The sequence below is a fragment of the Devosia sp. genome, from assembly GCF_028290435.1.
Classification (GTDB): Bacteria; Pseudomonadota; Alphaproteobacteria; order Rhizobiales; family Devosiaceae; genus Devosia.
The window spans coordinates 23,730-46,361 of sequence record NZ_JAQGJV010000076.1; the positions used below are offsets into that span (position 1 = coordinate 23,730).

Below are 22,632 nucleotides of genomic sequence, written 5' to 3' on the forward strand. Positions count from 1 at the left end.
GGAGCCTAGTGTGACTGACCTTCTGGTCCGCCTTTACGACCTGCCCGTGTTCGAAGCCGAAGCGCGCGTTGCCGCCGCCGGTATCGTCGTGCGGCGCGCGATCGCGCCCGAGGCGCATGTGGTGCTGGCGTGGATAGCCAAACATTTTGGACCGGCCTGGGTATCGGAGGCGACACATGGCCTGGCGCTGGCGCCGATCACGGTGTGGATCGCGGTGCGCGACGGCAAGATGGTTGGTTTTGCCTGCCATGATACCTCGGCCAAGGGCTTTTTTGGTCCCACCGGGGTGGATGAAGCCGAGCGCGGTCAGGGCATTGGGGAGGCGCTGTTGATCGCAACGCTCAAGGGCATGCGCGAAGCCGGCTACGGCTACGCGGTGATCGGCGATCCGGGTCCGGTGGCGTTTTATCAGAAGCGGCTGGATGCCATGGACATCCCGAAGTCCAAGCCGGGGGTGTATGCGGGGATGTTGCGCTAGCCCTTGAGCAGCGGAATATCCGGCAAAGTATGCCCCATCAACTGGTCGGCGCCTTCATACAGCATGGTGACGGCGACGTAGACGATGATCAAGAGGCCGATCCAGGCAATCCAGCGATAACGATCCAGAATCCTGGCGACGAGGCTGGCGGCTAGACCCATCAAGACCACCGAGAGCACGAGGCCGAATACGAGAGCCGCGATGTTGTGTTTGGCGGCACCGGCGACGGCCAGAACGTTGTCGAGCGACATCGACACGTCGGCGATGATGATCTGGGTGACAGCCTGGCGCAGGGTTTTACGCGGAAGGCGGGCGATTTCCTCAGCCGTCGGATGCTCGGCCTGGTCCTGCGCGCGCAGTTCCTCGTACATTTTCCAGCAGACCCAGAGCAGCAGCAGGCCGCCGACCAGTTGCAGGCCGGGAACGGCGAGCAATTGGGTCGCCAGCAGCGCAAAGCCGATGCGGATCACGGTGGCAGCGGCGATGCCGGCCAGGATCGCCTTGGAGCGCAATTCGGGCGCCAGGGTCGCCGCCGCCATGCCGATAACAACGACATTGTCGCCCGAGAGCACGACATTGATGGTGATGATTTCGAGATAGGCGGAGATGGTGGCGGCGTCGAAAAGCATCAACAATGTTCCAGGGCCGGGCCGGTGATCAGGCCAATTCCTGACGCGGGATCGTAGCAAGAATTGCGGGGTCGTAGACCTAGCCGATAGTGCTATGGCGCAACAACTGCCACGGCTACGGCATCAACTGGCCGCCATTGACCTCGATGGTCTGGCCGATGATGTAGCCGGACAGGGCCGCGGACGCCAGGAACAGGAACGTGCCGAGGCAATCCTCGGCGGTGCCGACACGGCCCTGTGGGATGGTGGCCAGCATGGCCTGCATCTGCGCCTCGGTGGAGTAGCGTTCGTGGAATGGGGTATCGATGACGCCGGGCGCTACCGCATTGACGCGGATGCCGTGGGCGATGAGTTCCTTGGCCATGCCGCGGGTGACGTTGGAGACGAAGGCTTTGGACGAGCCATAAATGCCCGCGCCGTTGCTGGCGCCATTGCGGGCGGCGATCGAGGTGGTGTTGATGATGAAGCCGCCGTGCTGGCGCTTCAAATGCGGGATGGCGGCGGTGCAAGCGGCCAGCACTGAGCGGCCGTTGAGGTCCATCACCGCGTCGTAATGGGCGTCGGTCATGTCCTCATATTTGACGCGGGCCACCATGCCGCCGGCATTGTTGATCAGCCCGTCGAGGCGGCCGAACTTTTGCGCAGTTTCGTCGACGGCGCGGGCCATTCCGCTGGAATGATTGGCGTCGGCCTTGATCAACACGACCGTGCCGCCGGCCGCTTCGATGTCTCTCGCGACCGCATTGGCAGCGTCACTGCTGGAATTGTAATGCAGGCCAACCAGCGCGCCTTGGGCGGCGAAGCCACGCGCCAGCGCGGCGCCTATGCCGGTGGAGGCGCCGGTGATGAGTACGGCCTTGCCGGCGAGATCTGGAATAGTGAGCGTAGTCATGGGACTGCCTTGTGATGGGGTGGGGCCGGACATGCGTCCGGCCCAATAAAGCCTAGAAGCCGGTGACGACCAAGGGCTTGTAGGGCGCTTCGAGCTTGGCGATCTCGTCGGCGGTCAGCACCAGATCGACCGACGCCACGGCGTCTTCCAAATGGCTCATCTTGCTGACGCCGACGATGGGCGAGGTGACGTCCAGCTGGGCGAACACCCAGGCCATGGCGACCTGCGCCATCGGCACGCCGCGGGCCTTGGCGACGGCTTCGACCGCGTCGACGATGGGCTTGGCGTCGTCCTTTTCATACATCGACTTGTTGTAGCGGTCGGTGGTGGCGCGCTTCGTGGCAGCGCCCCAGGGGCGGGTGACTTTGCCACCGCCCAACGGGCTCCAAGGCAGGACGGCAATGCCCTGGTCGTGGCAGAGGGGGAGCATTTCGCGCTGTTCCTCGCGATAGACTAGGCTGAGCTGGTCCTGCATGGAGACGAACTTGGTCCAGCCATGCGCGGCAGCGGCGTTCTGCAGCTTGGCGAATTGCCAAGCATACATGGAGGAGGCGCCGATGTAGCGGGCCTTGCCGGCGCGGACGACGTCATTGAGCGCTTCCATGGTCTCTTCGACCGGGGTGAACGGATCGAAGCGGTGGATTTGGTAGAGGTCAACATAATCGGTGCCGAGGCGGCGCAGACTATTGTCAATTTCGGCCATGATGGCGCCGCGCGACAGGCCCTGACCATTGGGGCCCGGACGCATGCGGCCGAACACCTTGGTGGCCAGTACGATCTCCTGGCGCGGCGCCAGTTCCTTGATCAGGGCGCCGGTGATTTCCTCGCTGGTGCCCTGGGCATAGACATTGGCGGTGTCGAAGAAGTTGATGCCCTCGTTCCAGGCGCGCTGGAACAGTGGGCGGGCTTCGTCGAGGCCGAGCACCCAGGGGCGTTCTTCCGTTACTTTGCCAAAGGACATGCAGCCCAAGCAGATGCGGCTGACTTCGAGGCCAGTGCGGCCAAGCCGAACGGTTTTCATGGCAATTTCCTTTTGCGATGCGCCGGGCGGTCGCTGCCAGAGCAATATCTGGGCGGGGGAGCCGGCGCTGAATGAGATGGTGATGACCAATGGACGCGCGGGGAGGCGCGGCTGAAGGTTACACCGGGGTTTGGACGCGCGGCAACCCGATTATTGACATTTGTTCGCGAGGACGAGGCGTGGGGCGGTGGCCCGGCGGCGCCGGAGTGGAGCGCAGGGGTGCGGTTGGCGTGGCGGGCAGGCGTCGCGCGAGCAAAGCGGTCGCAGATCGGAGCGCAGTTCGAGCGAAGCTGGGAGCATTACATCGACGCATAAAAAAGGGCGCTCCGAGGAGCGCCCAGTGTTGGCCGTTGGGTGGCCGAAATTGTGGTTTACTGGCCGCCCCAGGCGGTGGGGTAGTTGGCCATGGCTTCGCAGCCGCACATCGCATAATGCAGCGGCGGCATTTTGGGGCTCACGAACTTATCGAGCGTTTCCATGGTGATGGCAGGCTGCGGCAGGATCCATTCCGGGCTGGGGACCGCTTCGCCCTTCAGCGTCTTGACGGCGGCGATGATCGCCGTGCGCCACTGATAGGTCGGGTAGGTGGGGGCAATGGCAGTCATGCCATTGGCCTGCCAGGTCTGCAGGTAATCCTGCTGGTCTTCGCCCACGAAGACCGGGATGGGGTAGCCGCCATCCTGGAAGGCTTCGACGGCTGCGACGGCAGTGGCGCCGGCATCCATCCACACGGCGTCGATGGTGCCGCGCTGCAGGTAATCCTCGACGATCGACTTGGTCTTGGCATTGTCGCCGTCGGTGAATTCGGCACCGACGATGTTGAGGCCTGCGTCTTCAAGCACGTGCTTGCCACCCGAATAGCGGGTTTCGAGCACGTCCACGCCGGGCAGGATGCGCAGCATCAGCACATTGGCGCCCTTCTTGACGTTGGCGGCGATGAACTCGGCGCCCTGGATGCCGAAGCCGTAACCGCCGACCGGATGCACGAAGGTGACCGGGCAATCGGTGTTAACGCCACGGTCGAAGACGATGACCGGCAGTACGGCGCAGGCTTTTTCGACGGCCGGCGTAAGGGCGGCAGTGGTGTTGGGCGAGACGATCAGGATCGAACACTTGCCGCCGGCGAGCAGGTCATCGATATCGGCGATCTGCTTGTCATCGGAGCCTTCGGCATCGACATGGACGAGTTCGCCGATTTCAGGATGCAGTGCAACTTCCTGCTGCAGATCGGTGAAGCCGACCACGCGCCAGGGGTTGTTCACGCCGGCATTGGAGAAGCAGACCGTATAGGGGCCGTCCTTCTTGAACGAAGCGGTGTCCTTCATGCCATCGACAAGATACTGCTCCCAAGGCATGTCCGCCGGGCCCATCGGGGCGGTGGTCAGCAGGGTCTTCTGGCGGGCGAATTCGGCGGGATCGTCAAAATTGGGGGCTTGCGCGAACGCGGCCCCGGTCAGTGCCAGCCCGGCGGCGAGCGCCAGAGCCAAAATCTTCTTCATGATAAAATCCTCCCTAGGGTTGCGGTCGTCGTTCGCGCGACCGGGTTGACCGGCTCGTGCGAATGCAGGATCGGGCACTAGCGCCCGGTATGCTTGCGCCGTTGCATGGCCACGGCCACGGCGGCGATGAGAATGAGGCCCTGGACCACCTGCCGGATCGGCTGCGGCAGGCCCAGGAAATTGAGCAGGGTGAAAATGGCGTTGAGTGTCAGCGCGCCGGCGATGGCAGCCGGGACCGAGCCACGCCCGCCGAGCAATTGGGCGCCACCGAGCACGGCGGCGGTGATGGCCTGCAGCTCATAGCCGGTGCCCACGTCGGTCGAGACGCCGGCAAACCCGCCGAGCAGGATGCCTGCCGCGACGGCGCTGAGCGAGGAAACCATGAAGGCCAGGATGCGGACGCGATTGACCGGCACGCCAGCCAGATTGGCGGCGCGCGGATTGTCGCCGATGGCGTGGATCATGCGGCCCAGATTGGTGCGATGCATCAGCCAATAGAGCGCAAAGCCCAGCACGATCAGCACGATGAGGGCGACAGGCAGGATCCGGATCAGCGGCAGATCGGGGATGTTGAAGCGGCCGAAGAAGCGGAACTGGTCGGTGAGGTAGCCACGCGGCGAGCCGCCGGACCACATGAAGGCGACGCCGTTCAGCGTGATCATCATGCCCAGGGTGGCGATAAGGGACGGCACCTTGAGGTAGCAGACCACGAGCCCATTGATCAGGCCGACGCCGGCGCCGATGGCGAACATGGTGGCGATGACCCACCAGGTGGAGTTGGGATCGTTGTTGGAGAGGATCGAGGAGCCGACCACCACGAGCGTGATGACCGAGCCGACCGAGAGATCAAAGCCACCCGAGACGATGACGTAGAGCTGCCCGGCGGCGAGGATCGCCAAAGGCGCGGCGCGCTTGAGGAAATTCATGTAGCCGGTGGGTTCGGCAAAGGCCGGGTTCATGACCACGATGGCGACGATTAGCGCGGCCAGCACGAAATAGACCGGGTTGATCTGCGGGAGCTGGCGCTTGCGCCTGTCGGCATGGGGCAGGGTCTGTTCGGTCATGCTACCAGCCTCTTGGAGCGCACGGCATAGAAGGCGACGGCTGCCACGATGATGATGCCGCGCAGCACCTGCTTGGCGAAGGCGTCGACGCCGGCCAGGTTGAAGATCGAGTCGATCAGGGAGAAGATGATGACTCCCGCCATGGTGCCCCAGATGCCGCCGCGGCCGCCGGCCAGGATGGTGCCGCCGATGACGACGACGGCGATGGATTCCAGATCGTAGACGCCATCGCTGCCGATCCACGGCGCGCCCGAGCGCAGACGGCTGGCGAGATAAAGCCCCGCCATGGCGGCGCAAAGACTGCACAGGATATGGGCGCCAATGGTGACGCGGGCGGTCTTGATGCCGGCCACGCGGGCCGCGTCCTTGTTGCCGCCGACCGCGTAGATATCGGAACCGAAGCGGGTGTGGCGCAGCACGAACCAGGCGGCGACGGCCAGCAGGGCCAGGAAGATCAGGCTATAGGACAGGCTGCCAAAACCCCCATAGGCGAAGACCTGGAATTCGGGTGGGACGGAGCCGGCGAAATTGGACACGAAGGCCGACAGGCATCCCTGGATGATCAGGCTCATGCCCAGCGTGGCGATCAGCGGATTGACCTCGAGCCGGGTGATGATGAGTCCGTTGACGAGGCCGACCACAAGCCCAAGGGCGAGCGCGGCGACGATGGCCGGGATCACCATGGCGGGATTGCCGTTCATGATCACCGAAGTCAGCACCGAGACGGCAGAGATGAGGCTGGCGACCGACAGGTCGATCGAGGCGACCAGGATGGCGAAGGTCTGGCCGACGGCAGTGATGCCCAGCGCGATGGAGCGGCCGAGCACGGAGATGAGGTTGTCCACGGTCAGGTACTGGGTCTGGCCGGTATAGAGCGCGATGGCGATGTAGGCGAGGAGGGCGATGGCCAGCAACAAAGCCGGTGCCCAGCGGTCGAAACGGAATGTCAGTTTTGGCCGGGTTGCGATGAGGTCGGTCATGCGGCCACCTCCGTCTCGCCGGTTGCCGCCAGCATGAGGTCGGTTTCGGCGGCGCCGTGGGGGAATTCGGCCACGATGCTGCCGGCGCGCATGACCAGAATCCGGTCAGCCGCGCCGATGACTTCGGGCAGGTCCGAGGAAATCATCATGATTGCGGTGCCGGCGCGGGCCAGATCACGCATCAGGTGGTAAATGCCGGCCTTGGCGTTGACGTCGATGCCGCGCGTGGGTTCGACGAAGATCAGCACTTTGGGTTTGAGCGCCAACCAGCGGGCGACCACGGCCTTCTGCTGGTTGCCACCGGAAAGGAACTTGATGTCCTGCTCATAGGAGGCGGCCTTGACCTGCATCTGGTCGAAGAGCGCGTCCATGCTGGAGAGGCTGGCATGAGCGTTGGATTTTTGCGTGCCGACCAGCGGCGCGAAGGCGCGGGCGGTGAGGAGGCCATTGTCGCGGACCGATTGCATCAGCACCAGGGCTTCGGCCTTGCGGTCGCCGGGGAGCAGGCCGATACCGCCGCGAATGGCGTCGCGCGGATTGGCGAAGGCCGCATTGGCGCCGTTGAGGGTGACGGTGCCCGTCGTGAACGGCACCTGGCCGAACAGCGCCATGGCCAGGGCGACGCGGCCGGCGCCCTGGATGCCGGCAAAACCGACGATTTCACCGGCGCGCAGGTCGAGATCGATATGGCGCAGGAAGGCGTTGCCGCCATTGCGCACGCTCAGTACCGGGGCGCCGATTTCGGCTTGCGTGGCGGGTGGGGCGTAATAATCGGCGATGTCGCGGCCCACCATGGCGCGGACGATGGCGTCGGGGGCTGGGGGCGTGTCGAAGTGGGCGGCGACTTCACCGTCCTTGAGCACGGTGACGCGGTCGGCGAGACGGGTGACTTCGCGCATGCGGTGGGTGATGTAGATGATCGCCGTGCCGCGCTCGCGCAGCTTGTCGACGGTGGCGAACAGCACTTCGCATTCGGCCTCGTTGAGGGCTGCGGTGGGCTCGTCCATCACCACGACGCGGGCGTCCAGAGAAATAGCCTTAGCGATTTCAACCATTTGCTGGGTGGCGACGTCGAGATCGGCGACCAGCGCATCGGGCGAAACGCGGGCGCCGGCGCCGAACAGGTCGAGCACGCGGCGGGTCTCGGAGCGCATGGCGGCATGGTCGAGCAAGAGGCCTTTGCGGGGTTCGCGGCCGAGAAAGATGTTTTGCGCCACGGTACGTTCGGGGAGCAGAGAGAATTCCTGGTAGATGACGGAGATGCCAGCACGCAGGGATTCGACCGGGTGCTTAAAGTTGGCGTTGGCGCCGTTGAGCACGATATTGCCGGCATCGGGGCGGTAGACGCCTGAGAGAATCTTGATCAGTGTCGACTTGCCGGCACCATTTTCTCCAACCAAAGCATGTACTTGGCCGGCATGGCAGGCGAAGCTGACATCGTTGAGCGCTCGCACGCCGGGGAAGGATTTGGAGATGTGGGCCATGGCTATGACGGGTGCGTCGCTCATGCGGCAGCCTTCCAGCCGGCGCGGATGAAGGCGATGGATTCGGCGAACAGGGTCTCGAAATCGGGAAACAAGGGGCGCCAGACGCGGGTGGCGGCGGCGAGTTCGGGCAGGCCGGCGCCGAAGGCCTCCAGCGTTACCCAGCCGTCGAAGCCGGTTTTTCTGGTGGCGGCGAAAACCTCGGCGAAGTCGATATGGCCGCGACCGGGAATGCCGCGGTCGTTTTCGGAAATGTGCAGCACGCCCATGCCGTCGCCCAGTTTGGCGATGGCAAGTGGTTGTTTCTGTTCTTCAATATTGGCGTGGAAGGTGTCGTACATGATGCGGAAGGCGGGGTGGTCGACGCGGTCCACATAGGCGCGGGCCTGATCCATGGTGTTGAGAAAATAGGTCTCGAAGCGGTTCAAATGCTCGAGCGCGAGGAACATGCCATTGGCGCTGGCGCGGATTGCCATGCGGTGGTGGGCCTCGGCGCCGTGGGCCAATTCGCTCTCGGTGGGGCCGGAGCCGGTGAAGTGGCCGATGGGGGCGTGGAAGGGTCCGCCGACGCTTTCGGCACCAATCGCGATGGCGCAATCGAGCGCCCAATCGAGGTGTTTTTGTCCAGCATGCTGGATTTCTGGATCGCTGCTGACCGGACTGGCTTCGGGCGAGGGAATGACCGAGGTGGTGGTGCGGCGCAAACCGATGGAATCGAGCTCGCGACCGAGCCAGGCATAGTGAGATGGGTCACCGCGCAGCACGGGGACTTCGACGCCATCATAGCCGAGTTCCTTCAGCCGCCTGATCTGAGGCAGGTGATGGTCTTCGATGAACCCGCTTAGGCACAGCAGATTGATGCCGACCTGCATTGCTTCTCCCCACCGGCCTCTTTTGCGAGGCCTTGTTATGCATTCAGTATTTTGGAAGCTGGGTGAGCGTGCAATGCGCAAACTTTACCCAAAGTCCGATAGTTGACACAAAACGGCTTGAGGTGCGTGCCTCAAAATCCGTTCCGGCGATTTTCGAACGTCAGCGATACTGACCCTTCCGGCGGGGCCGACCCGGTCCCGCCTTGTCGGCTAGCCGGGAAATTGCCCGTAGCGTTGACTTTTCCGGCGTCTCCTCCCTAGGATCACGGCGCGGCTGGTGTTGGGCGATCATTGTCCAGCCGCTGGTGATTTGCGTTCGAAATGGCGCGCCGGTAAATTTTGAACACGAGGGCGGGATGGATATCAGGGCCGTGGCATTGGGGCGACCGGCGGTGTTCCGCGAGCCGGGCGCCCTGCTCTATGCCGGCAATTGCAAGGATTTGCTGGATGCCTCGCTGGCCGGGAAGGTAACGCTGAACGCCTGGACGCGGCGGGGTTATCCGGGGCGCGATCTGGGCGAAGCGCTGCCGCAGGTCTGTTCGGTGGGGGGCTGGGACGCGACGGCGCCGCAGGATTGGGGCCTCAAGGTGCATTGCAACGAGGGCGTCAAGATCGCCTATCTGGCGCGGGGCAGCCTGACGCTGACGCTGGATGGCCGGAAGCACGATATCCAAGAAGGCCAGATGTTCGTGGTGCGGCCGTGGCAATTGCACGCCATGGGCGATCCGCATGTGGTGGCGAGCCAGATCGTCTGGGTGCTGTTCGACATGGGCACGCGGCGACCGCACGATCCGTGGCTGTGGCCGGACTGGCTGGCCTGGCCGGAGCGGGACCAGAGGCGGCTGACCGAGCTGCTGTCCAAGAACGAACAGCCGTTTTACCAGGCGTCACGCGAGGTGGCGCGCGACTTCGAGAGCATTGCGGATATCGTGGCGACTGGCGATATCGAGGGCGGCGAAATCCGGCTGCGGCTTACCATTTCGATGATGCTGATGCATTTCATGGTGCAGATCGAAGCGCAGGCGCCGGCGCTGGATCAGGCCCTGGCGCATTCCAAGCGCACGGTGCAGATCTTTCTCGAACGGCTGCGTCATGCGCTGGATGAGGACTGGACGCTGGAGAACATGGCGGCGGAGTGCAATCTGTCGCGCACCCAGTTTACCCAGCATTGCCTGGGGCTGACCAATATCACGCCGGTGCGATATCTGCAGATGATAAGGCTGGACGCGGCGCGGAGGCTTTTAGTGGAGCAGCCCGGATTGGCGGTGACGGCGGTGGCCTATGATTGCGGGTTTTCGTCGAGCCAGTATTTCGCGACCTGCTTCAAGAAGCGGTTCGGGATTTCGCCGGTGGATGCGCGGCGGCAGGTGATGGTAGCGGCGGAGTAACGACCCCTGACCCTGACCATTCTGCCGGACGCAGAACGGTCCCCTCTCCCTTGAGGGGAGAGGGGAGCAAAGGGCGGATGAGGGGGCGTTGCCCCAACATCGAGCTTGGTAAAGGCCCCCTCACCCGACCCAAGAGGTCGACCTCTCCCCCAAAGGGAGAGGTGAAGAGCCTAAAGCCCGATCTTTTTCATGTAGTCGATGGAGCGTTTGGCGAAGGCTTGCCAGTCGGTGGGGTTGTCGTGTTCGGCGACCAGGTGGTCGGCGGTGGTGGCGCGGAACAGGGGGGTGAGGTGGCCCCACTCGATGATGCCGTCGCCGGTGGCGGTCCAGCCGTCATCTTCCTTCGTGCCGATCGGCGCGGTGTCCTTAAGCTGGATGGCGATGATGCGCGAGGCATAGCGCTTGAGCTCGGCGGCGGGGTCGGCGCCGGCGCGGACGATCCAGCCGCAGTCGATCTCGAACCAGGCGTCGCCGCTCTCGGCAAAGATGTGCTCGATGGGGCGGGTACCGTCGGGCAGGGCGTAATATTCGAAATCGTGGTTGTGCCAGGCAACCTTGAGGCTGTGCGGCTTGGCGGCGTCGGCGCCCTTGGCGAGCTTGTGGCCGAGGGCCTGCCAGTAGGCGGGCGTGTTCTCGCGCTCTTCGGCGGTGACATAGGGCGGGATCAGGACGGTGGCGCCCAGGGTCAGCGCGATGTCGATGAAGCGGTTGGGGTCGGAGACGAGGCCGGCCAGCGGCATGTGGAAGCCGTAGCAGGCGAGGCCCGCGTCATCGAGCTGGCGGCGGAAGAGTTTGGGATCGGCTTCGTAGGCGGGGAGCCAAGGCTCGATGGCGTCGTAGCCCATGGATTTGAGGATAGGAAGCTGGTCGGCCAGCGGGGGGAAATTGCGGGAGGAATAGAGCTGGTAGGCGATAGGGTAGGTCATGGGGGTTCCACGTGGTTTGGCGAGGGCAGGCACCCTCATCCGGCCCTTCGGGCCACCTTCTCCCCCGACGGGGAGAAGAATAAGGGGGTCTTTCCGAGCATCGCGTGTTGGAAAGGCCCCTCACCCGACCCAAGAGGGTCGACCTCTCCCCCAGGGGAGAGGTGAAGAGGTGCTCTTAGTTCTGTGGCTCTTTGTCGTTGTCGAATTCGAGCAGTTCGATCATGACGCCCAGGGCTTTGACGGTGTCGTAGTAGGCGTAGCGGCCGTGGGAGCCGTCGAATTCGCCGCGCTGCAGCAGTTGGTGGCCCTTGGATTCAAGGTATTCGTTGCGCTTGGTGAGGTTGCGGGTCTTGAAGGCGATGTGGTGGCAGCCGGGGCCTTTTTCTTCCAGCAGGTCGCGCCAGGCGCTCTTTTCCGGGCCGGGCTCGAGGAATTCGACGTCGATATTGCCGAACTTGAACATCATGATGCGGCAGCCTACTTCGGCCGGCTTGCCCATATAGATGGCCTGCGCCTCTTCGGGGTCGGCGGCGCGGCCTTCGGAGGGAACCGGCTTGCCGGTCAAGTCGGAAAACCATTGCGCTGATTTCACCACGTCGTCGGTGACGAAGCAGATCTGCATCACCGCATCTTCATCAAGCAAGCGCTTGTCCATTTAGGCATCCACTGGTTGGATTTTGAAACAGAGCGGCCCGGTGCGAGGGGGCACCGGGCCGCTTTCCTTGGGAGGAAACTTAGCCGAGGATGGTCTCGTAGTTTTCTTTCATCTTGGCGATGGCGTCTTCGACGGTCATCGAGGGATCGCTCCAGTAGTTGAAGACGACGTCCCAGATGGAATTGCGCCAATCGGCATCGGTGATGGCGTTAGGCGTCTGCACGCCTTTCGTCGGGTCCGACAGGATGCTCAGAACTTCGCTCGAGCAGGCGTCGAGGCTGGCGGCAGGCGCATCGCTGCGCACTGGCGTCGAGCCCTTGGCAGCGGCGAACTTGGCCTGGATTTCCGGATCGACGACGATCGAAGCGAAGTCCAGTTCGGCCTTCTTGACGTCGTCGGCGACGCCGCTACCGCCCAGCAGGCCCCAGGAGTCGACCGAAGCCGAAACGGCCATAGCGCCCGGAATCGGCAAGCAACCGAAATCGGTGCCTGCCTTCTTGCCGGCGGCCAGCCATTCGCCCTTCATCCAGTCACCGTGGATCTGCATCAGCGCCTTGCCGGAGATGACCTCGTTGGTGGTCTCGTTCCAGGGACGGTTCTGCGACTCTGGGCCGGCTTCGTTGGCGAACAGGCGCAGCTCTTCGAGGGCCTTGGCAAATGCCGGATCGTCCAGCGCGGTCTCGTCGACATCCTCGCCATAGACGCGGTTGTAGAGTTCCTGGCCGGCAACGGCTGCCACCAGCGTGTGGAACAGGTAGCCGACCTGGAAAGGCTGGCTGCCGACGGCGAGCGGGGCGAAGCCGGCTTCACGGATCTTGGGGAAATCGGCGAACATGGCGTCGAGCGAAGTCCAGCTCGCGGGATCGACACCGGCCTTCTTGGCCACGTCCATGTTGTAATAGACCATGCCGTCGATGTGCAGAGCCATCGGCACCTTGACGATCTTGCCATCGACCGAGAGCGAGTCGGCGACGGCCTTGGGTAGGTTCTCAAGGATGTGGTTGTCGGCGTACCACTGGGTCAGGTCGAATTCATAACCGAGGCCCGCGAGGTCGCGATAAATGCCGGGATTGGATTCAACGAACAGGTTCGGTGGCGAGCCGCCGGTGACCATGCTCATCAGGTTCACGTTGGAGCCGGTATCGTGCGGAATGGCGATATCGGTCCAGGAGTGGCCCTTGGCCTCGAGCGCTGACTTGAGCACGTTGAGGGCGGCGACTTCGGGGCCAGCGGACCAGGTGTGGTAAATTACCAGATCGGTGGCCATGGCGCTGAACGAGGCCGTGCTCAGCATGAGCCCGGCCATGACGGCGGCTAGAGTTCTCTTAGACATCGGTCTCTCTCCCTTTGATGTCGACTTACATTCTCTGCCCGGTCTGGGCGTCGAATAGGTGGGCCTTGCCCTTGAGGTAATGCACCGGCACCAGCTGGCCGGGCTTGAGGCCCGCCGCGACTGCCGGTTCGACCCGGAGGGCAAGAAGATCGTTTTCCAGCACGAAATAGGCGCTGGCATCGGGGCCGGTGCGCTCGGCATATTGCACCGGCACTTCGAAGGTGGCGGCGCTATCGGCCGCAGTGCCAGCGCCGACCAAGAAGTGCTCGGGGCGCAGGCCCAAGGTGACGGTCGTTCCATCCTGGGGCGGGGTCATGAAGCGGTAATCGGACAGCTCGAAACGGACGCCCGAGGCGAAGACGGCCTCGGTCTTGCCATTGGCGACGCTGAGCGTGACGCGGCGCAGGTTCATGGCGGGGGAGCCGATGAAGCCGGCAACGAACAGGTTGGCGGGCTGCTCATAGATTTCGTCGGGGGTACCGAACTGCTGGATCACGCCGCCATTCATCACCGCGATCTTGGTGGCCATGGTCATGGCCTCGATTTGGTCGTGGGTGACGTAGACGATGGTGTGGTGCAGCGTGTCGTGCAGCTTCTTGATCTCGAGACGCATTTCGGTGCGCAGCTTGGCATCGAGGTTGGAGAGCGGCTCGTCGAACAGGAACACGCCGACATTCTTGACCAGAGCACGGCCGATGGCGACGCGCTGGCGCTGGCCGCCCGACAGATGGGCGGGCTTGCGATCGAGCAGCGGCTCGATCTGGAGCAGCTTGGCGGCCCAGGCGATGCGGCGCTCGACCTCGTCCTTGGGCAGCTTGCTGGCCGAGAGGCCGAACTTGAGATTGCCGTAGACGGTCTTGGTCGGATAGAGCGCGTAGGACTGGAACACCATGGCGAGGCCCCGGTCCTTGGGGTCGACATCGGTAACGTCGCGGTCGCCGATCATGATGCGGCCATCGGTGACGTCGAGCAGCCCGGCCAGCAGGTTCAGCAGCGTGGTCTTGCCGCAGCCCGATGGCCCGAGCAGGACGAGGAAGTCGCCGTCATTGATCGCCAGGTTAAGGTCCTTGAGGACGGGCACCTGGCCGTAGGTCTTGGTGATGTGCTCGAAGCTGACTTGTGGCATGGGTTCAACCCTTGATGGCGCCGGCGGTAATGCCCTGGACGAAGAGCTTGCCGACGAAGAAGTAGATGACGAGCGGGGGAATGGCGGTCTGCAGGGCGGCTGCCATGTTGTCATTGTAGCGGGTGGTGCCGGTCGAGATGGTGATCAGGTTGGCCAGGTTAACCGTCATGGGCTGGCTGCCCATGCCACCGAAGGTGACGCCGATCAGGTAATCGTTCCAGATCGAGGTGATCTGCATGATCAGCACCACGATCAGGATATTGCCGCTCATGGGCAGGATGATCTCGGTGAAAATCTTCCAGAACGAGCCGGAATCCATCACCGCCGCGTTCATGATCTCCTGCGGGATGTCTTTGTAGTAATTGCGGAAGATCAGGGTCAGCACCGGCATGGCCAGCACGGCATGGACGATGGCGACACCCCAGATATTGCCATAGACCTTGATCGCGGCCGTCATCGAGATCAGCGGGAACATGATGATCTGGAACGGCACGAAGGCGCAGATGAACAACAGGAACAGGAAGCCGCCGGCCCAGCGCACATTCCACAAGGCCAGCGCATAACCGGTGATCATGGAAATGGCGATGGAGAGAATCAGCGAGGGGAAGAGGATTTGGACGGAGTTCCAGAAGCCGACCTTGAGGCCGTTGCAATTGATGCCGGAGCAGGCGCTGTTCCAGGCGTGATCCCAGGCTTCCAGCGTCCACACGCTCGGGAGCGAGAACATGGCGCCCTGGCGGATCTGCTCCATGGTCTTGAACGAAGTGATGACCACCACGTAGAGCGGAATGCAGAAGAACAGCGCGCAGATCGACAGGAAGACGATGATGCCGATCGAGCGGCTGGAGATGCGCTTTTTCTGGCGCGGGAAGTAGGGGGCGCTGCGGACGGCGACTTCGGCGCCGAGAGCCTTTTGGGCCATGGTGTCGCTCAATGTGCTGCCCTCCCGGTGCGGCGTTGCTGCCAGGCGGTGAGCATGACCAGCGGCAGGAAAATCACGGCAGTGATGACCAGCATCATGACGGCGGCGGCGGAGGCGAAGCCAAGATTGCCCTTGGCCGACAGCGCCTGAATGGTGAAATAGGCCGGCACGAAGGTGGACTGGCCGGGGCCGCCATTGGTCATGGCGACGATCACGTCATAGGCCTTGATCACGCCCAGCGAGAGCAGGATGGCGCAGGTGACGAAGGTGAACTTCATCATCGGAATGATGATTTCGGTATAGAGGCGGAAGAGGCTGACGCCGTCGAGGCGGGCGGCGCTCCAGATTTCCGAATTGATCGACTTCAGGCCCGCCAGCATCAGGGCCATGTAGAAGCCCGAGCTCTGCCAGACCGACGCCAGGATCACGCCGTACATGGCGGTTTCGCCGGTGGCGAGCCAGGAGAAGTTGATCCAGGTCAGGCCGATGGAATGGAGCGCATGCTCGACGCCCAATTCCGGATTGAACAGCCAGCGCCACGCGGTGCCGGTGACGATCAGTGAGACGGCCAGCGGATAGAGGAAGACGGTGCGGAACAGGCTCTCGCCGCGCTTTTCCTTGTCCATCATGGCTGCAAGGATGAAGCCGAAGACGATGGCCAGGGCGCTCCCGAGGCCGAGGATGATCAGGTTCTTGAGGGAAATCGCCCAGGCGTCGTCGGCGAACAGGCGGGTATATTGCCGCAACGGTTCGGACCAGTCGATCTCGTATTCCGGCAAGCGCCGGCTGCGGGTCAGCGACAGGTAGATGGTCCAGCCGATCGCGCCCACAAAGGCGACGGCTGTGACGGCAACCGCAGGCACCAAAGCCAGTTGCGGCGACCATCGGCTCCACCGAAAGGCCATATCCCTCTCCCTTTCACATGCACCAGGTCAGATTGTTCTGCTCTTCGGCATCTGAGCCCTTGCGAGCTATATTATCGTTAAACTAAGGTCATCCGGAACAGTCCGTCAATAAAAAAATCGGCCTGTGCTAGCGGCAGCATCGAGGCTGTGGAAAATAGGAAGCGGCCCGAGGAGGCCCGTGGAGGGTAAAAGTGATGACAAATCAATATGGTATCCCGGCAATGGGGTTCGGCACTTATGGGCGGACCGGGGAGGCGGGAATCGCCGCCATGCTGGTGGCGCTGGAGACCGGTTATCGACATTTGGACACGGCGCAAGATTATGGCACCGAGACGGAAGTGGGCGAAACGGTGAAGCTCTCGTCTCTCAAGCGTTCCGAAGTGTTTGTCACCACCAAGATCAAGACCGGCAATTTCGGGAAGGGCATGCTGGTGCCATCGCTGCGCCAGAGCTGCGACAACCTGCAGGTGGACCAGCTCGATTTGACGCTGATCCATTGGCCGTCACCCAACGAGGAAATCGCGCTGGAGGTCTATATCGAGCAATTGGCCGAGGCGCATGCACTGGGGCTGACGCGGCTGGTGGGGGTTTCCAACTTCACCATCGCGTTGATCGAACAGGCGAAAACCGTTTTGGGCGAGGTACCGATCGCCAACAATCAGTTTGAGCTGAACCCGCTGCTGCAAAATCGTAAGCTTGCAAACTATTGTTTAAGCAACGGAATTTCGGTGACCTGCTATCTGCCGATCGCGCGGGGCGTGCTGGGGGGCGAGCCGGTGGTGCGTGCAATCGCCGACAAGCATGGGGCTACGCCCGAGCAAGTGGCTTTGGCCTTCGAATTCGCCAAGGGCTACATCGCCATCCCCACTTCAGGCAAAGCGGAGCGCATCCGCTCGAACTTCGAGGCGACAAAACTGCGCCTGAGCGCTGAGGATATCGTGGCCATCGAGGGCGTGGATCGCGGTCAGCGCGAGATCAATCCGGGCTGGGGCCCGGCCTGGGACTGACGCCGCCGAGGGCTGTTGACAAGCTCAAAGCGTGGCGTATGGTCCGTCGTATTAACGTTCCTACAAGTGGAACAGGACCTCCGGGTGCATTGGCGCCCGGGGCTCCGGGGAAGTTTGGCCGCAATGACGGCCGGGAGGATTTCGCATGAAGGGCATTACCAGCATCGGGCACGTGGCTATCAACACCGCTGACCTCGGCAAGTCGCTGGATTTCTACATCGGCACGATGGGATTTCCCGAGATGATGCGGATCAACCATGATAGCGGCGAGCCATGGCTGGTCTATCTGCGGGTCACCGATGATCAGTTTATCGAAATCTTTCCCGGCGCCGAAACCGAGAAGACCTCGGAGAGCTGGCATGCCAATGGCTTTGGGCATCTGTGCCTGATGGTGGACGATCTGGACGCTGTGGTGGGGGAACTCAAGGGTAAGGGCGTCACCATTATGATCGAGCCGAAATCGGGCGCCGACGGCAATAGCCAGGCCTGGCTGCTGGATCCCGATGGCAACAAGATCGAGCTGATGCAGATGCACCCCAATAGCCAGCAATTGCAGGCGATCGCGCGATTGCGTCAACAGGGCATTTGATTGGATAACGCCAGTGGGTTCGATTACCGCTCGCCGCCGTATTTAAGCGTGCTAGTGAGCCACAATCGAGCGGCTGAAGCGGGATAGACAGCAAGCCATGGGCCGATCCATCGTACGCCTGAAGGACATCGCCGAGCGCACCGGGTTTTCGGTGAACACGGTGTCGCTGGCCTTGCGTCAAAGCGCACGCATTCCCGAAGATACGCGCCTCGTCATCCAGCAGGCCGCCGAGGCGCTGAACTACGCGCCCAATCATGTAGCCAAGTCCCTGGTGAGCCGGCAGACCATGACGATTGGGCTGGTGCTGACGGAAATCACCAATCCGATGCTGACCCATGTGGCGCAGGCGATTGAGCTGGCACTGGCGGAACGCGGCTATTCCACCCTGTTTGCGACCTCGAACAATGACCTGGCGACCGAGAAGAGGGTCATCGAGATGTTCCGCTCGCGCCAGGTGGACGGCATGCTGATCTATCCGCGCAACCATCGCGATCTCGATCACATCAGGCGGCTGCGCGACAACAATTATCCGGTGGTGCTGCTGGTGGCCGATCTCGATGCGGGGATCGACGCGGTGTGCATGGACGAGAGGCGGGGCGCCTATCAGGCGACGCGGCACCTGATCGATATCGGCCACCAGCGCATCGGCATCATCGATGGCGCCAAGCCGGGCGGCAATTTCGAAAAGCGCGAGGGTTATGCAAAGGCCCTGACCGAAGCGGGATTGAGCACCGACGAAAACCTCGTCGCCGACCCGCAGGGCAATGCGGTCATTCGCGGCTATTGGGCCATGGATCGTCTGATGAATCTTCCTCAGCGGCCCACCGCCTTGCTGGCGGCCTGCGACAGCCTGGCGATGGGGGCACTGCGCTGGACCCAGAAGAATGGCTATCGGGTGCCGCAGGACGTCGCCATCATGGGGTTCGACAATATCGAATTCGCCGAGCACGCGGCGACGCCGATATCGAGCGTCAATTACGCGGTGCAGATGGTGACCGAGCAGGCCGTGGAGCGGCTGATCGGGCTGATCGGCGCCGGCGACGTGCTGCCCGAGCCGCGCGTCACGATGATCGAGCCGGATCTGGTCATCCGCGATAGCACCAACGGCTAGGTGCGCCGATATTCAGGTGAGGCCGGTCTGCAAACTGCACTCTTCTGCGCTTCCGGTGCTCACGTACTTGAGTACGCTCCCCTCCGGTTCTCCAAGAGCACAGTTTTCGCTAACGCGGACCTACGGTTCGACTCGGCCTGACCTGAATCTCGACGCACCTCGGCGCAAGCGGCGAAGAGGGGATTTGGGTTTCCTCCGAGCCGTCACAGGAAGTGTCAGGCGGGGCTGAACAGGCGGAAAGTCTTTCGGCCGGCGGCTTTGGCGGCGTAGAGGGCGGTGTCGGCTTGTTTGAAGAGCTGGTCCGGAGAAACCTCGGGCGTGGCGCGGGCAATGCCGACGGAGGCGCCGAGCTGCAGGATCTGATCGCCGCGGGTGACCGGGCGACCGAGGATTTCGACGATCTTGCCGGCCAGCGCTTCGGCGGTGGCGCAATCGGTCTGGGGGCCCAGCAGGACTGCGAATTCGTCGCCGCCGATGCGGGCAACCAGTTCCGCCTCGATGCCGACGGCTTCGAGACGCAAAGCGGTTTCCTTGAGGCATTCGTCACCCAGGGCATGCCCGAAGGTGTCGTTGATCGACTTGAAGCCATCGAGGTCGACCAGCAGCAGCGCGCCGATCGCCTGGGCCGGGTCGGCAAGGCGGGACTGGAAGCGGCTGCGGTTGGCCAGCCCGGTCATGACATCGAATTCGGCCAGATAGCGGGTGCGATCAGCGAGTATCTTTTCTTCGGTGATATCCTGCTTCATGCCAAACAGGCGGGTCGCGACGCCGTTTGCGGTTTCGACGCTGGTGGTCAGCCGCATCCAACGCCGATTGCCCTTATGGGTGGTGATTTCGGCGTCCAGCGTGAAGCCAATGCCCTGTGCCACGGCTTGGGCGCGCAGTTTTTGCAATAGCGCCAGGGACGCCGGGGCATAGCATTGCAGGGTCGTGGCGCGGTCGACGGAACTGCCACGCGGCAGTTCGAACATGTCGTAGACGCCGTCGGTCCAAGTCAATTCCTCGGTCGCCAGATCGCATTCCCAAACGCCGATCCGCGCGGTGGCGGCGGCGCGTTCGAAGATCAGCCGGCTATGGTCCAGCGCATCGGCCTGCTCGTGGATCAGGCGGGCCTGGTCTGCTAATTGCCCCCGGAGGGTGGCGATGAGCCGCTGCTGGCTCGGCGGTTCGTCGACCGGCCGCATGGCGTTGGCCGCCAGAACGGCGAGGCGCGCGGCCAGTTTGAGAGGACGCGGCGAATGGTCGAACAGGCTGAGCAGCCCGATAGTGGCGCCCTCGGCGGTCACCAGCGGAATGCCGGCGTAAAACCGGATCGTGCGGTGGTCGCTGAACCGGGCATCCAGCGCCGTGTCCGGCACGACGAGGGGAGCGATCAGGGCACGGCTGGAGAAACGGGCTTCATTTTCGAGCGCCGGGGGCGGTGCGCCGGCCGAACCGGCAAGCACCAGACGATCATCATCGAGTAGCCGCAGCGTAGCGAAATCGACATCGAGACGCTGGCGGATGCTTTCGAGCAGGGGCGCCAGGCCGCTGGCGGCACGACCGACCCGAGAGGGGGTTTGGAACGGTGCGGAAGCCATCTGGGCCGAAGCGGCGGCGAGCATCGCTGAACTCGGTTGACGTGCGGGTGCACAATTGGTGAACCCTAGCGCGGGGGCGATTAAGAATTTCTGTTCATCGAGGGACAGGAGACTAAGACATTGTGCGCAGTTGCCCTTGGGCACGCCCGCGACGGCAGCGATCAGGCGAAACGCACTTTGGACCGTTCGCGCGCCTTGGCAGCCTCGATTTCGCGATCATGGGGCGGTGCATTGGTTTCGAGGGCGGCGAGCAGGCGGCGCGTGGCGGCGGCGACTTCCTCGACGGCATGCTCGAAAGCGGCCTGATTTTTCTGCGAGGGATGGGTGGAGCCGCTCAGCTTGCGCACATATTGCAGGGCCGAGGCGTGGATTTCATCGCCGGTGGCGGGGGGCTCGAAATTGAACAGGGTTTTGATGTTGCGGCACATAGAGGGCTCCTACGCGATCAGTTCGATGTATCGGGCGGCCGAGCGGGCGACGATGGCAGGGGCGTCCGTGGGAATATATTGGCCGGCGAAGGCGCCGTAAATGCGATCATAGCGCCAGGGGGCGATGGCGTCGGTGACGTGGCGAATTTTGGCGGCGGAGAGCGGCATCATGTTGGGATAGCTCCACATGAAGGAGACGCGGTGGCCGCCGGGGGTGACCTGCAGGATATCGCCGACGAGAAGGGCACCGGCCTTGTCTTCGGTATCGGCCCAATGCAGCACGGTGCCGCCCTCGAAGTGGCCGCCGGCGCGGATCAGGGTGACGCCGGGCAGGAGCGTGCGGGTTTCCTCGTGCCACAGATGCACATTAGCGTCGGGACGCACGATATGGGCTGCGTCGGCGGCATGCAGGTGGATGGTGGCGCCGAAGGCTTCGGCCCAATCCTGCATCAGGGTGTAATAGTGCGGGTGGGAGATGGCGATGGCAGCAATGCCGCCCAGGCTATCGACCAGGGCTTTGGTGGCATCATCGAGCAGGGCGACACAGTCCCAGAGCACATTGCCGGACGGCGTGCGGAGCAGGAAGGCGCGCTGGTTGATGCCGAGAGCCGGCACCGGCTGGATGGAGAACAGGTTGGGTTCGTGGTGCTGCCAGGCATTGCGATAGGTTTTGGCGAGGGCTTCGCGCGTGGTCCAGGACTGCCCCGTGGCGGGGACATATTGGCGCTCGTCGTCGCAGATGGGGCAGGCGGCGGGGGGCTGGGGGGCGTCGGGAAACGAGGTGCCGCAGGTGGCGCAGAGAAAAATGGTCATGGGTTGCTCCGGCAGTCTCATTCCGCAGCCGCCAAACTGGCAGGCTGGGAATGAGACCGCAAGATCGTGGCTAGCGGATGATCGGGAAGATGGCGCGCAGTTTGGCATTGCGCAGCCACAGACCGCCCCAGGCAAAGAGGCCCATATAGACGCCGAACAGGTCGTGGGTGAACAGCGGGGAGCCGATGCGCAGGTGGGCGGAGACGGCGCCGCCCAAATAGGCGGTGAGCAGAACCGCGCCCAGGATCGAGGTGCGTGGGATGGCGTAGAGCAGGGTCGCGCCCAGGCCCAGCGCGCCGAGCAGGCGGGCATATTCGACGGGGTAGCCCAGCTCGGTCAGGCTATCGATCACCGGCTGGATCGGCACCAGCTTGATGCCGCCATCGAAGATCATGAAGGCGATAAACAGGCCCGACAGGACCCAGCCGAGCCAGAAGGTCCAGTTGCGGGGCGTGGCGAGCGCGGTAGAATTGTCGATGGTGGTCATGATGGGTCTCCTGCTCGCGCGTTATTTCTTGACTGACTGGCCGATGGTCCAGACGACGCCGTAGGGGTCGGTGAGCTGGCCATAGATATCGCCCCAGAACTCCACCTTGATGGGCGACTTGATGGTGCAGCCGGCCGCGACGGCGCGATCCCACCAGACCTGGGCGTCCTCGACCTGCAGGTGCAGCATGAAGGCGGCAGGGGCGACGGCGGGATAGCCGTAATCGGGGAAGAAATCGGAGATGAACAGCGGCGCATTGTTGATCTGGATCTGGCTGTGGATGACTTTGCCTTCCATGCCATCGGCGTCGCGAACGTCGATAATCTGGCCGGCAAAGGCTTTTTCGTAGAAGGCGAGGGCGGCCTTGGTGCCGTCGATGCTGATATAGGGCGTTAGGCCGCTGGTGGCTGGTGCGTCGGTCATGGTGTGGTCCTCCGTTGATT

Annotated in this window: 24 protein-coding genes; 5 read left to right on the top strand and 19 right to left on the bottom strand. The window is 63.2% G+C overall.

The window, feature by feature from the left end; translation table 11 throughout:
* Positions 1-10: 10 nt before the first annotated feature.
* A complete protein-coding gene (locus JWP26_RS17025; RefSeq protein WP_299730445.1) occupies positions 11-478 on the top strand; it encodes a GNAT family N-acetyltransferase in 468 nt (155 codons plus the stop codon).
* On the opposite strand, the gene JWP26_RS17030 is transcribed toward JWP26_RS17025, so the two are convergent.
* The 8 genes from JWP26_RS17030 to JWP26_RS17065 form a co-directional block, all read right to left on the bottom strand.
* A complete protein-coding gene (locus JWP26_RS17030) occupies positions 475-1,107 on the bottom strand; it encodes a TerC family protein (RefSeq protein WP_299730448.1) in 633 nt (210 codons plus the stop codon). The genes JWP26_RS17025 and JWP26_RS17030 overlap by 4 nt on opposite strands.
* A 115-nt stretch (positions 1,108-1,222) precedes the next feature.
* Positions 1,223-1,999: an SDR family NAD(P)-dependent oxidoreductase gene (locus JWP26_RS17035; RefSeq protein WP_299730451.1), complete on the bottom strand. Its 777-nt coding sequence runs from the start codon at positions 1,997-1,999 to the stop codon at positions 1,223-1,225.
* A gap of 52 nt (positions 2,000-2,051) precedes the next feature.
* Complete coding sequence (locus JWP26_RS17040) at positions 2,052-3,020, bottom strand: aldo/keto reductase (protein ID WP_299730455.1); 969 nt, start codon at positions 3,018-3,020, stop codon at positions 2,052-2,054.
* 371 nt (positions 3,021-3,391) lie between these two features.
* Positions 3,392-4,519, bottom strand: coding sequence for a substrate-binding domain-containing protein (locus JWP26_RS17045; protein ID WP_299730458.1), 1,128 nt, complete (start codon positions 4,517-4,519; stop codon positions 3,392-3,394).
* 77 nt (positions 4,520-4,596) lie between these two features.
* The gene (locus tag JWP26_RS17050; RefSeq protein ID WP_299730461.1) at positions 4,597-5,583 is read right to left on the bottom strand and encodes an ABC transporter permease; all 987 of its coding nucleotides are present in this window, start codon (positions 5,581-5,583) and stop codon (positions 4,597-4,599) included.
* A complete protein-coding gene (locus JWP26_RS17055) occupies positions 5,580-6,563 on the bottom strand; it encodes an ABC transporter permease (protein WP_299730464.1) in 984 nt (327 codons plus the stop codon). Before JWP26_RS17055 ends, JWP26_RS17050 begins: the two co-directional genes overlap by 4 nt.
* On the bottom strand, positions 6,560-8,071 hold the full coding sequence (locus tag JWP26_RS17060; RefSeq protein ID WP_299730466.1) for a sugar ABC transporter ATP-binding protein: 1,512 nt from the start codon (positions 8,069-8,071) through the stop codon (positions 6,560-6,562). Before JWP26_RS17060 ends, JWP26_RS17055 begins: the two co-directional genes overlap by 4 nt.
* Positions 8,068-8,919, bottom strand: coding sequence for a sugar phosphate isomerase/epimerase (locus JWP26_RS17065; RefSeq protein WP_299730469.1), 852 nt, complete (start codon positions 8,917-8,919; stop codon positions 8,068-8,070). Before JWP26_RS17065 ends, JWP26_RS17060 begins: the two co-directional genes overlap by 4 nt.
* Positions 8,920-9,275: 356 nt before the next feature.
* Between JWP26_RS17065 and JWP26_RS17070 the strand changes: the two genes are divergently transcribed.
* Positions 9,276-10,307, top strand: a complete 1,032-nt coding sequence (locus tag JWP26_RS17070; protein ID WP_299730472.1) for an AraC family transcriptional regulator — start codon at positions 9,276-9,278, stop codon at positions 10,305-10,307.
* A gap of 170 nt (positions 10,308-10,477) precedes the next feature.
* On the opposite strand, the gene JWP26_RS17075 is transcribed toward JWP26_RS17070, so the two are convergent.
* The 6 genes from JWP26_RS17075 to JWP26_RS17100 form a co-directional block, all read right to left on the bottom strand.
* The gene (locus JWP26_RS17075) at positions 10,478-11,233 is read right to left on the bottom strand and encodes a sugar phosphate isomerase/epimerase (protein ID WP_299730475.1); all 756 of its coding nucleotides are present in this window, start codon (positions 11,231-11,233) and stop codon (positions 10,478-10,480) included.
* A gap of 175 nt (positions 11,234-11,408) precedes the next feature.
* Positions 11,409-11,888 (bottom strand): VOC family protein, encoded by a 480-nt coding sequence (locus JWP26_RS17080; protein ID WP_299730478.1) that lies wholly within the window; start codon positions 11,886-11,888, stop codon positions 11,409-11,411.
* A gap of 79 nt (positions 11,889-11,967) precedes the next feature.
* A complete protein-coding gene (locus tag JWP26_RS17085; protein ID WP_299730481.1) occupies positions 11,968-13,221 on the bottom strand; it encodes an ABC transporter substrate-binding protein in 1,254 nt (417 codons plus the stop codon).
* 25 nt (positions 13,222-13,246) lie between these two features.
* Entirely contained in the window at positions 13,247-14,347 is a 1,101-nt protein-coding gene (locus tag JWP26_RS17090) for an ABC transporter ATP-binding protein (protein ID WP_299730484.1), read from the bottom strand.
* A gap of 4 nt (positions 14,348-14,351) precedes the next feature.
* Positions 14,352-15,281, bottom strand: a complete 930-nt coding sequence (locus JWP26_RS17095) for a carbohydrate ABC transporter permease (protein WP_299730487.1) — start codon at positions 15,279-15,281, stop codon at positions 14,352-14,354.
* Positions 15,278-16,174 (bottom strand): carbohydrate ABC transporter permease, encoded by an 897-nt coding sequence (locus JWP26_RS17100; protein ID WP_299730490.1) that lies wholly within the window; start codon positions 16,172-16,174, stop codon positions 15,278-15,280. Before JWP26_RS17100 ends, JWP26_RS17095 begins: the two co-directional genes overlap by 4 nt.
* A 194-nt stretch (positions 16,175-16,368) precedes the next feature.
* Between JWP26_RS17100 and JWP26_RS17105 the strand changes: the two genes are divergently transcribed.
* The 3 genes from JWP26_RS17105 (at position 16,369) to JWP26_RS17115 (ending at position 18,881) form a co-directional block, all read left to right on the top strand.
* A complete protein-coding gene (locus JWP26_RS17105; protein WP_299730493.1) occupies positions 16,369-17,181 on the top strand; it encodes an aldo/keto reductase in 813 nt (270 codons plus the stop codon).
* Positions 17,182-17,326: 145 nt separating this feature from the next.
* Positions 17,327-17,770, top strand: a complete 444-nt coding sequence (locus tag JWP26_RS17110; RefSeq protein ID WP_299730496.1) for a VOC family protein — start codon at positions 17,327-17,329, stop codon at positions 17,768-17,770.
* Positions 17,771-17,867: 97 nt separating this feature from the next.
* Positions 17,868-18,881 (top strand): LacI family DNA-binding transcriptional regulator, encoded by a 1,014-nt coding sequence (locus JWP26_RS17115; protein ID WP_299730499.1) that lies wholly within the window; start codon positions 17,868-17,870, stop codon positions 18,879-18,881.
* Positions 18,882-19,096: 215 nt separating this feature from the next.
* Here the strand turns inward: JWP26_RS17115 and JWP26_RS17120 are convergent, their stop codons facing one another.
* From JWP26_RS17120 to JWP26_RS17140, 5 genes are all read right to left on the bottom strand, one after another.
* On the bottom strand, positions 19,097-20,485 hold the full coding sequence (locus JWP26_RS17120; protein WP_299730502.1) for a diguanylate cyclase: 1,389 nt from the start codon (positions 20,483-20,485) through the stop codon (positions 19,097-19,099).
* Positions 20,486-20,622: 137 nt separating this feature from the next.
* Complete coding sequence (locus tag JWP26_RS17125; RefSeq protein WP_299730505.1) at positions 20,623-20,889, bottom strand: DUF2277 domain-containing protein; 267 nt, start codon at positions 20,887-20,889, stop codon at positions 20,623-20,625.
* A 9-nt stretch (positions 20,890-20,898) separates the two neighbouring features.
* The gene (locus tag JWP26_RS17130) at positions 20,899-21,702 is read right to left on the bottom strand and encodes an MBL fold metallo-hydrolase (RefSeq protein WP_299730507.1); all 804 of its coding nucleotides are present in this window, start codon (positions 21,700-21,702) and stop codon (positions 20,899-20,901) included.
* A 70-nt stretch (positions 21,703-21,772) separates the two neighbouring features.
* The gene (locus tag JWP26_RS17135) at positions 21,773-22,189 is read right to left on the bottom strand and encodes a DoxX family protein (RefSeq protein ID WP_299730510.1); all 417 of its coding nucleotides are present in this window, start codon (positions 22,187-22,189) and stop codon (positions 21,773-21,775) included.
* Positions 22,190-22,210: 21 nt separating this feature from the next.
* Positions 22,211-22,612 carry a glyoxalase/bleomycin resistance/extradiol dioxygenase family protein gene (locus JWP26_RS17140; protein WP_299730513.1) on the bottom strand — a complete coding sequence of 134 codons (402 nt, stop codon included), beginning with the start codon at positions 22,610-22,612 and terminating at the stop codon, positions 22,211-22,213.
* Positions 22,613-22,632: the final 20 nt, after the last annotated feature.

What these genes read in the sequence shown, in the direction of transcription:
- JWP26_RS17065 (WP_299730469.1), bottom strand. Translation starts at nt 8,919, where the DNA reads ATGCAGGTCGGCATCAATCTGCTGTGCCTAAGCGGGTTCATCGAAGAC.
- JWP26_RS17105 (WP_299730493.1), top strand. Translation starts at nt 16,369, where the DNA reads ATGACAAATCAATATGGTATCCCGGCAATGGGGTTCGGCACTTATGGG.
- JWP26_RS17085 (WP_299730481.1), bottom strand. Translation starts at nt 13,221, where the DNA reads ATGTCTAAGAGAACTCTAGCCGCCGTCATGGCCGGGCTCATGCTGAGC.
- JWP26_RS17070 (WP_299730472.1), top strand. Translation starts at nt 9,276, where the DNA reads ATGGATATCAGGGCCGTGGCATTGGGGCGACCGGCGGTGTTCCGCGAG.
- JWP26_RS17100 (WP_299730490.1), bottom strand. Translation starts at nt 16,174, where the DNA reads ATGGCCTTTCGGTGGAGCCGATGGTCGCCGCAACTGGCTTTGGTGCCT.
- JWP26_RS17040 (WP_299730455.1), bottom strand. Translation starts at nt 3,020, where the DNA reads ATGAAAACCGTTCGGCTTGGCCGCACTGGCCTCGAAGTCAGCCGCATC.
- JWP26_RS17125 (WP_299730505.1), bottom strand. Translation starts at nt 20,889, where the DNA reads ATGTGCCGCAACATCAAAACCCTGTTCAATTTCGAGCCCCCCGCCACC.
- JWP26_RS17090 (WP_299730484.1), bottom strand. Translation starts at nt 14,347, where the DNA reads ATGCCACAAGTCAGCTTCGAGCACATCACCAAGACCTACGGCCAGGTG.
- JWP26_RS17135 (WP_299730510.1), bottom strand. Translation starts at nt 22,189, where the DNA reads ATGACCACCATCGACAATTCTACCGCGCTCGCCACGCCCCGCAACTGG.
- JWP26_RS17050 (WP_299730461.1), bottom strand. Translation starts at nt 5,583, where the DNA reads ATGACCGAACAGACCCTGCCCCATGCCGACAGGCGCAAGCGCCAGCTC.
- JWP26_RS17035 (WP_299730451.1), bottom strand. Translation starts at nt 1,999, where the DNA reads ATGACTACGCTCACTATTCCAGATCTCGCCGGCAAGGCCGTACTCATC.
- JWP26_RS17110 (WP_299730496.1), top strand. Translation starts at nt 17,327, where the DNA reads ATGAAGGGCATTACCAGCATCGGGCACGTGGCTATCAACACCGCTGAC.
- JWP26_RS17030 (WP_299730448.1), bottom strand. Translation starts at nt 1,107, where the DNA reads ATGCTTTTCGACGCCGCCACCATCTCCGCCTATCTCGAAATCATCACC.
- JWP26_RS17075 (WP_299730475.1), bottom strand. Translation starts at nt 11,233, where the DNA reads ATGACCTACCCTATCGCCTACCAGCTCTATTCCTCCCGCAATTTCCCC.
- JWP26_RS17140 (WP_299730513.1), bottom strand. Translation starts at nt 22,612, where the DNA reads ATGACCGACGCACCAGCCACCAGCGGCCTAACGCCCTATATCAGCATC.
- JWP26_RS17055 (WP_299730464.1), bottom strand. Translation starts at nt 6,563, where the DNA reads ATGACCGACCTCATCGCAACCCGGCCAAAACTGACATTCCGTTTCGAC.
- JWP26_RS17115 (WP_299730499.1), top strand. Translation starts at nt 17,868, where the DNA reads ATGGGCCGATCCATCGTACGCCTGAAGGACATCGCCGAGCGCACCGGG.
- JWP26_RS17080 (WP_299730478.1), bottom strand. Translation starts at nt 11,888, where the DNA reads ATGGACAAGCGCTTGCTTGATGAAGATGCGGTGATGCAGATCTGCTTC.
- JWP26_RS17060 (WP_299730466.1), bottom strand. Translation starts at nt 8,071, where the DNA reads ATGAGCGACGCACCCGTCATAGCCATGGCCCACATCTCCAAATCCTTC.
- JWP26_RS17120 (WP_299730502.1), bottom strand. Translation starts at nt 20,485, where the DNA reads ATGCTCGCCGCCGCTTCGGCCCAGATGGCTTCCGCACCGTTCCAAACC.
- JWP26_RS17045 (WP_299730458.1), bottom strand. Translation starts at nt 4,519, where the DNA reads ATGAAGAAGATTTTGGCTCTGGCGCTCGCCGCCGGGCTGGCACTGACC.
- JWP26_RS17130 (WP_299730507.1), bottom strand. Translation starts at nt 21,702, where the DNA reads ATGACCATTTTTCTCTGCGCCACCTGCGGCACCTCGTTTCCCGACGCC.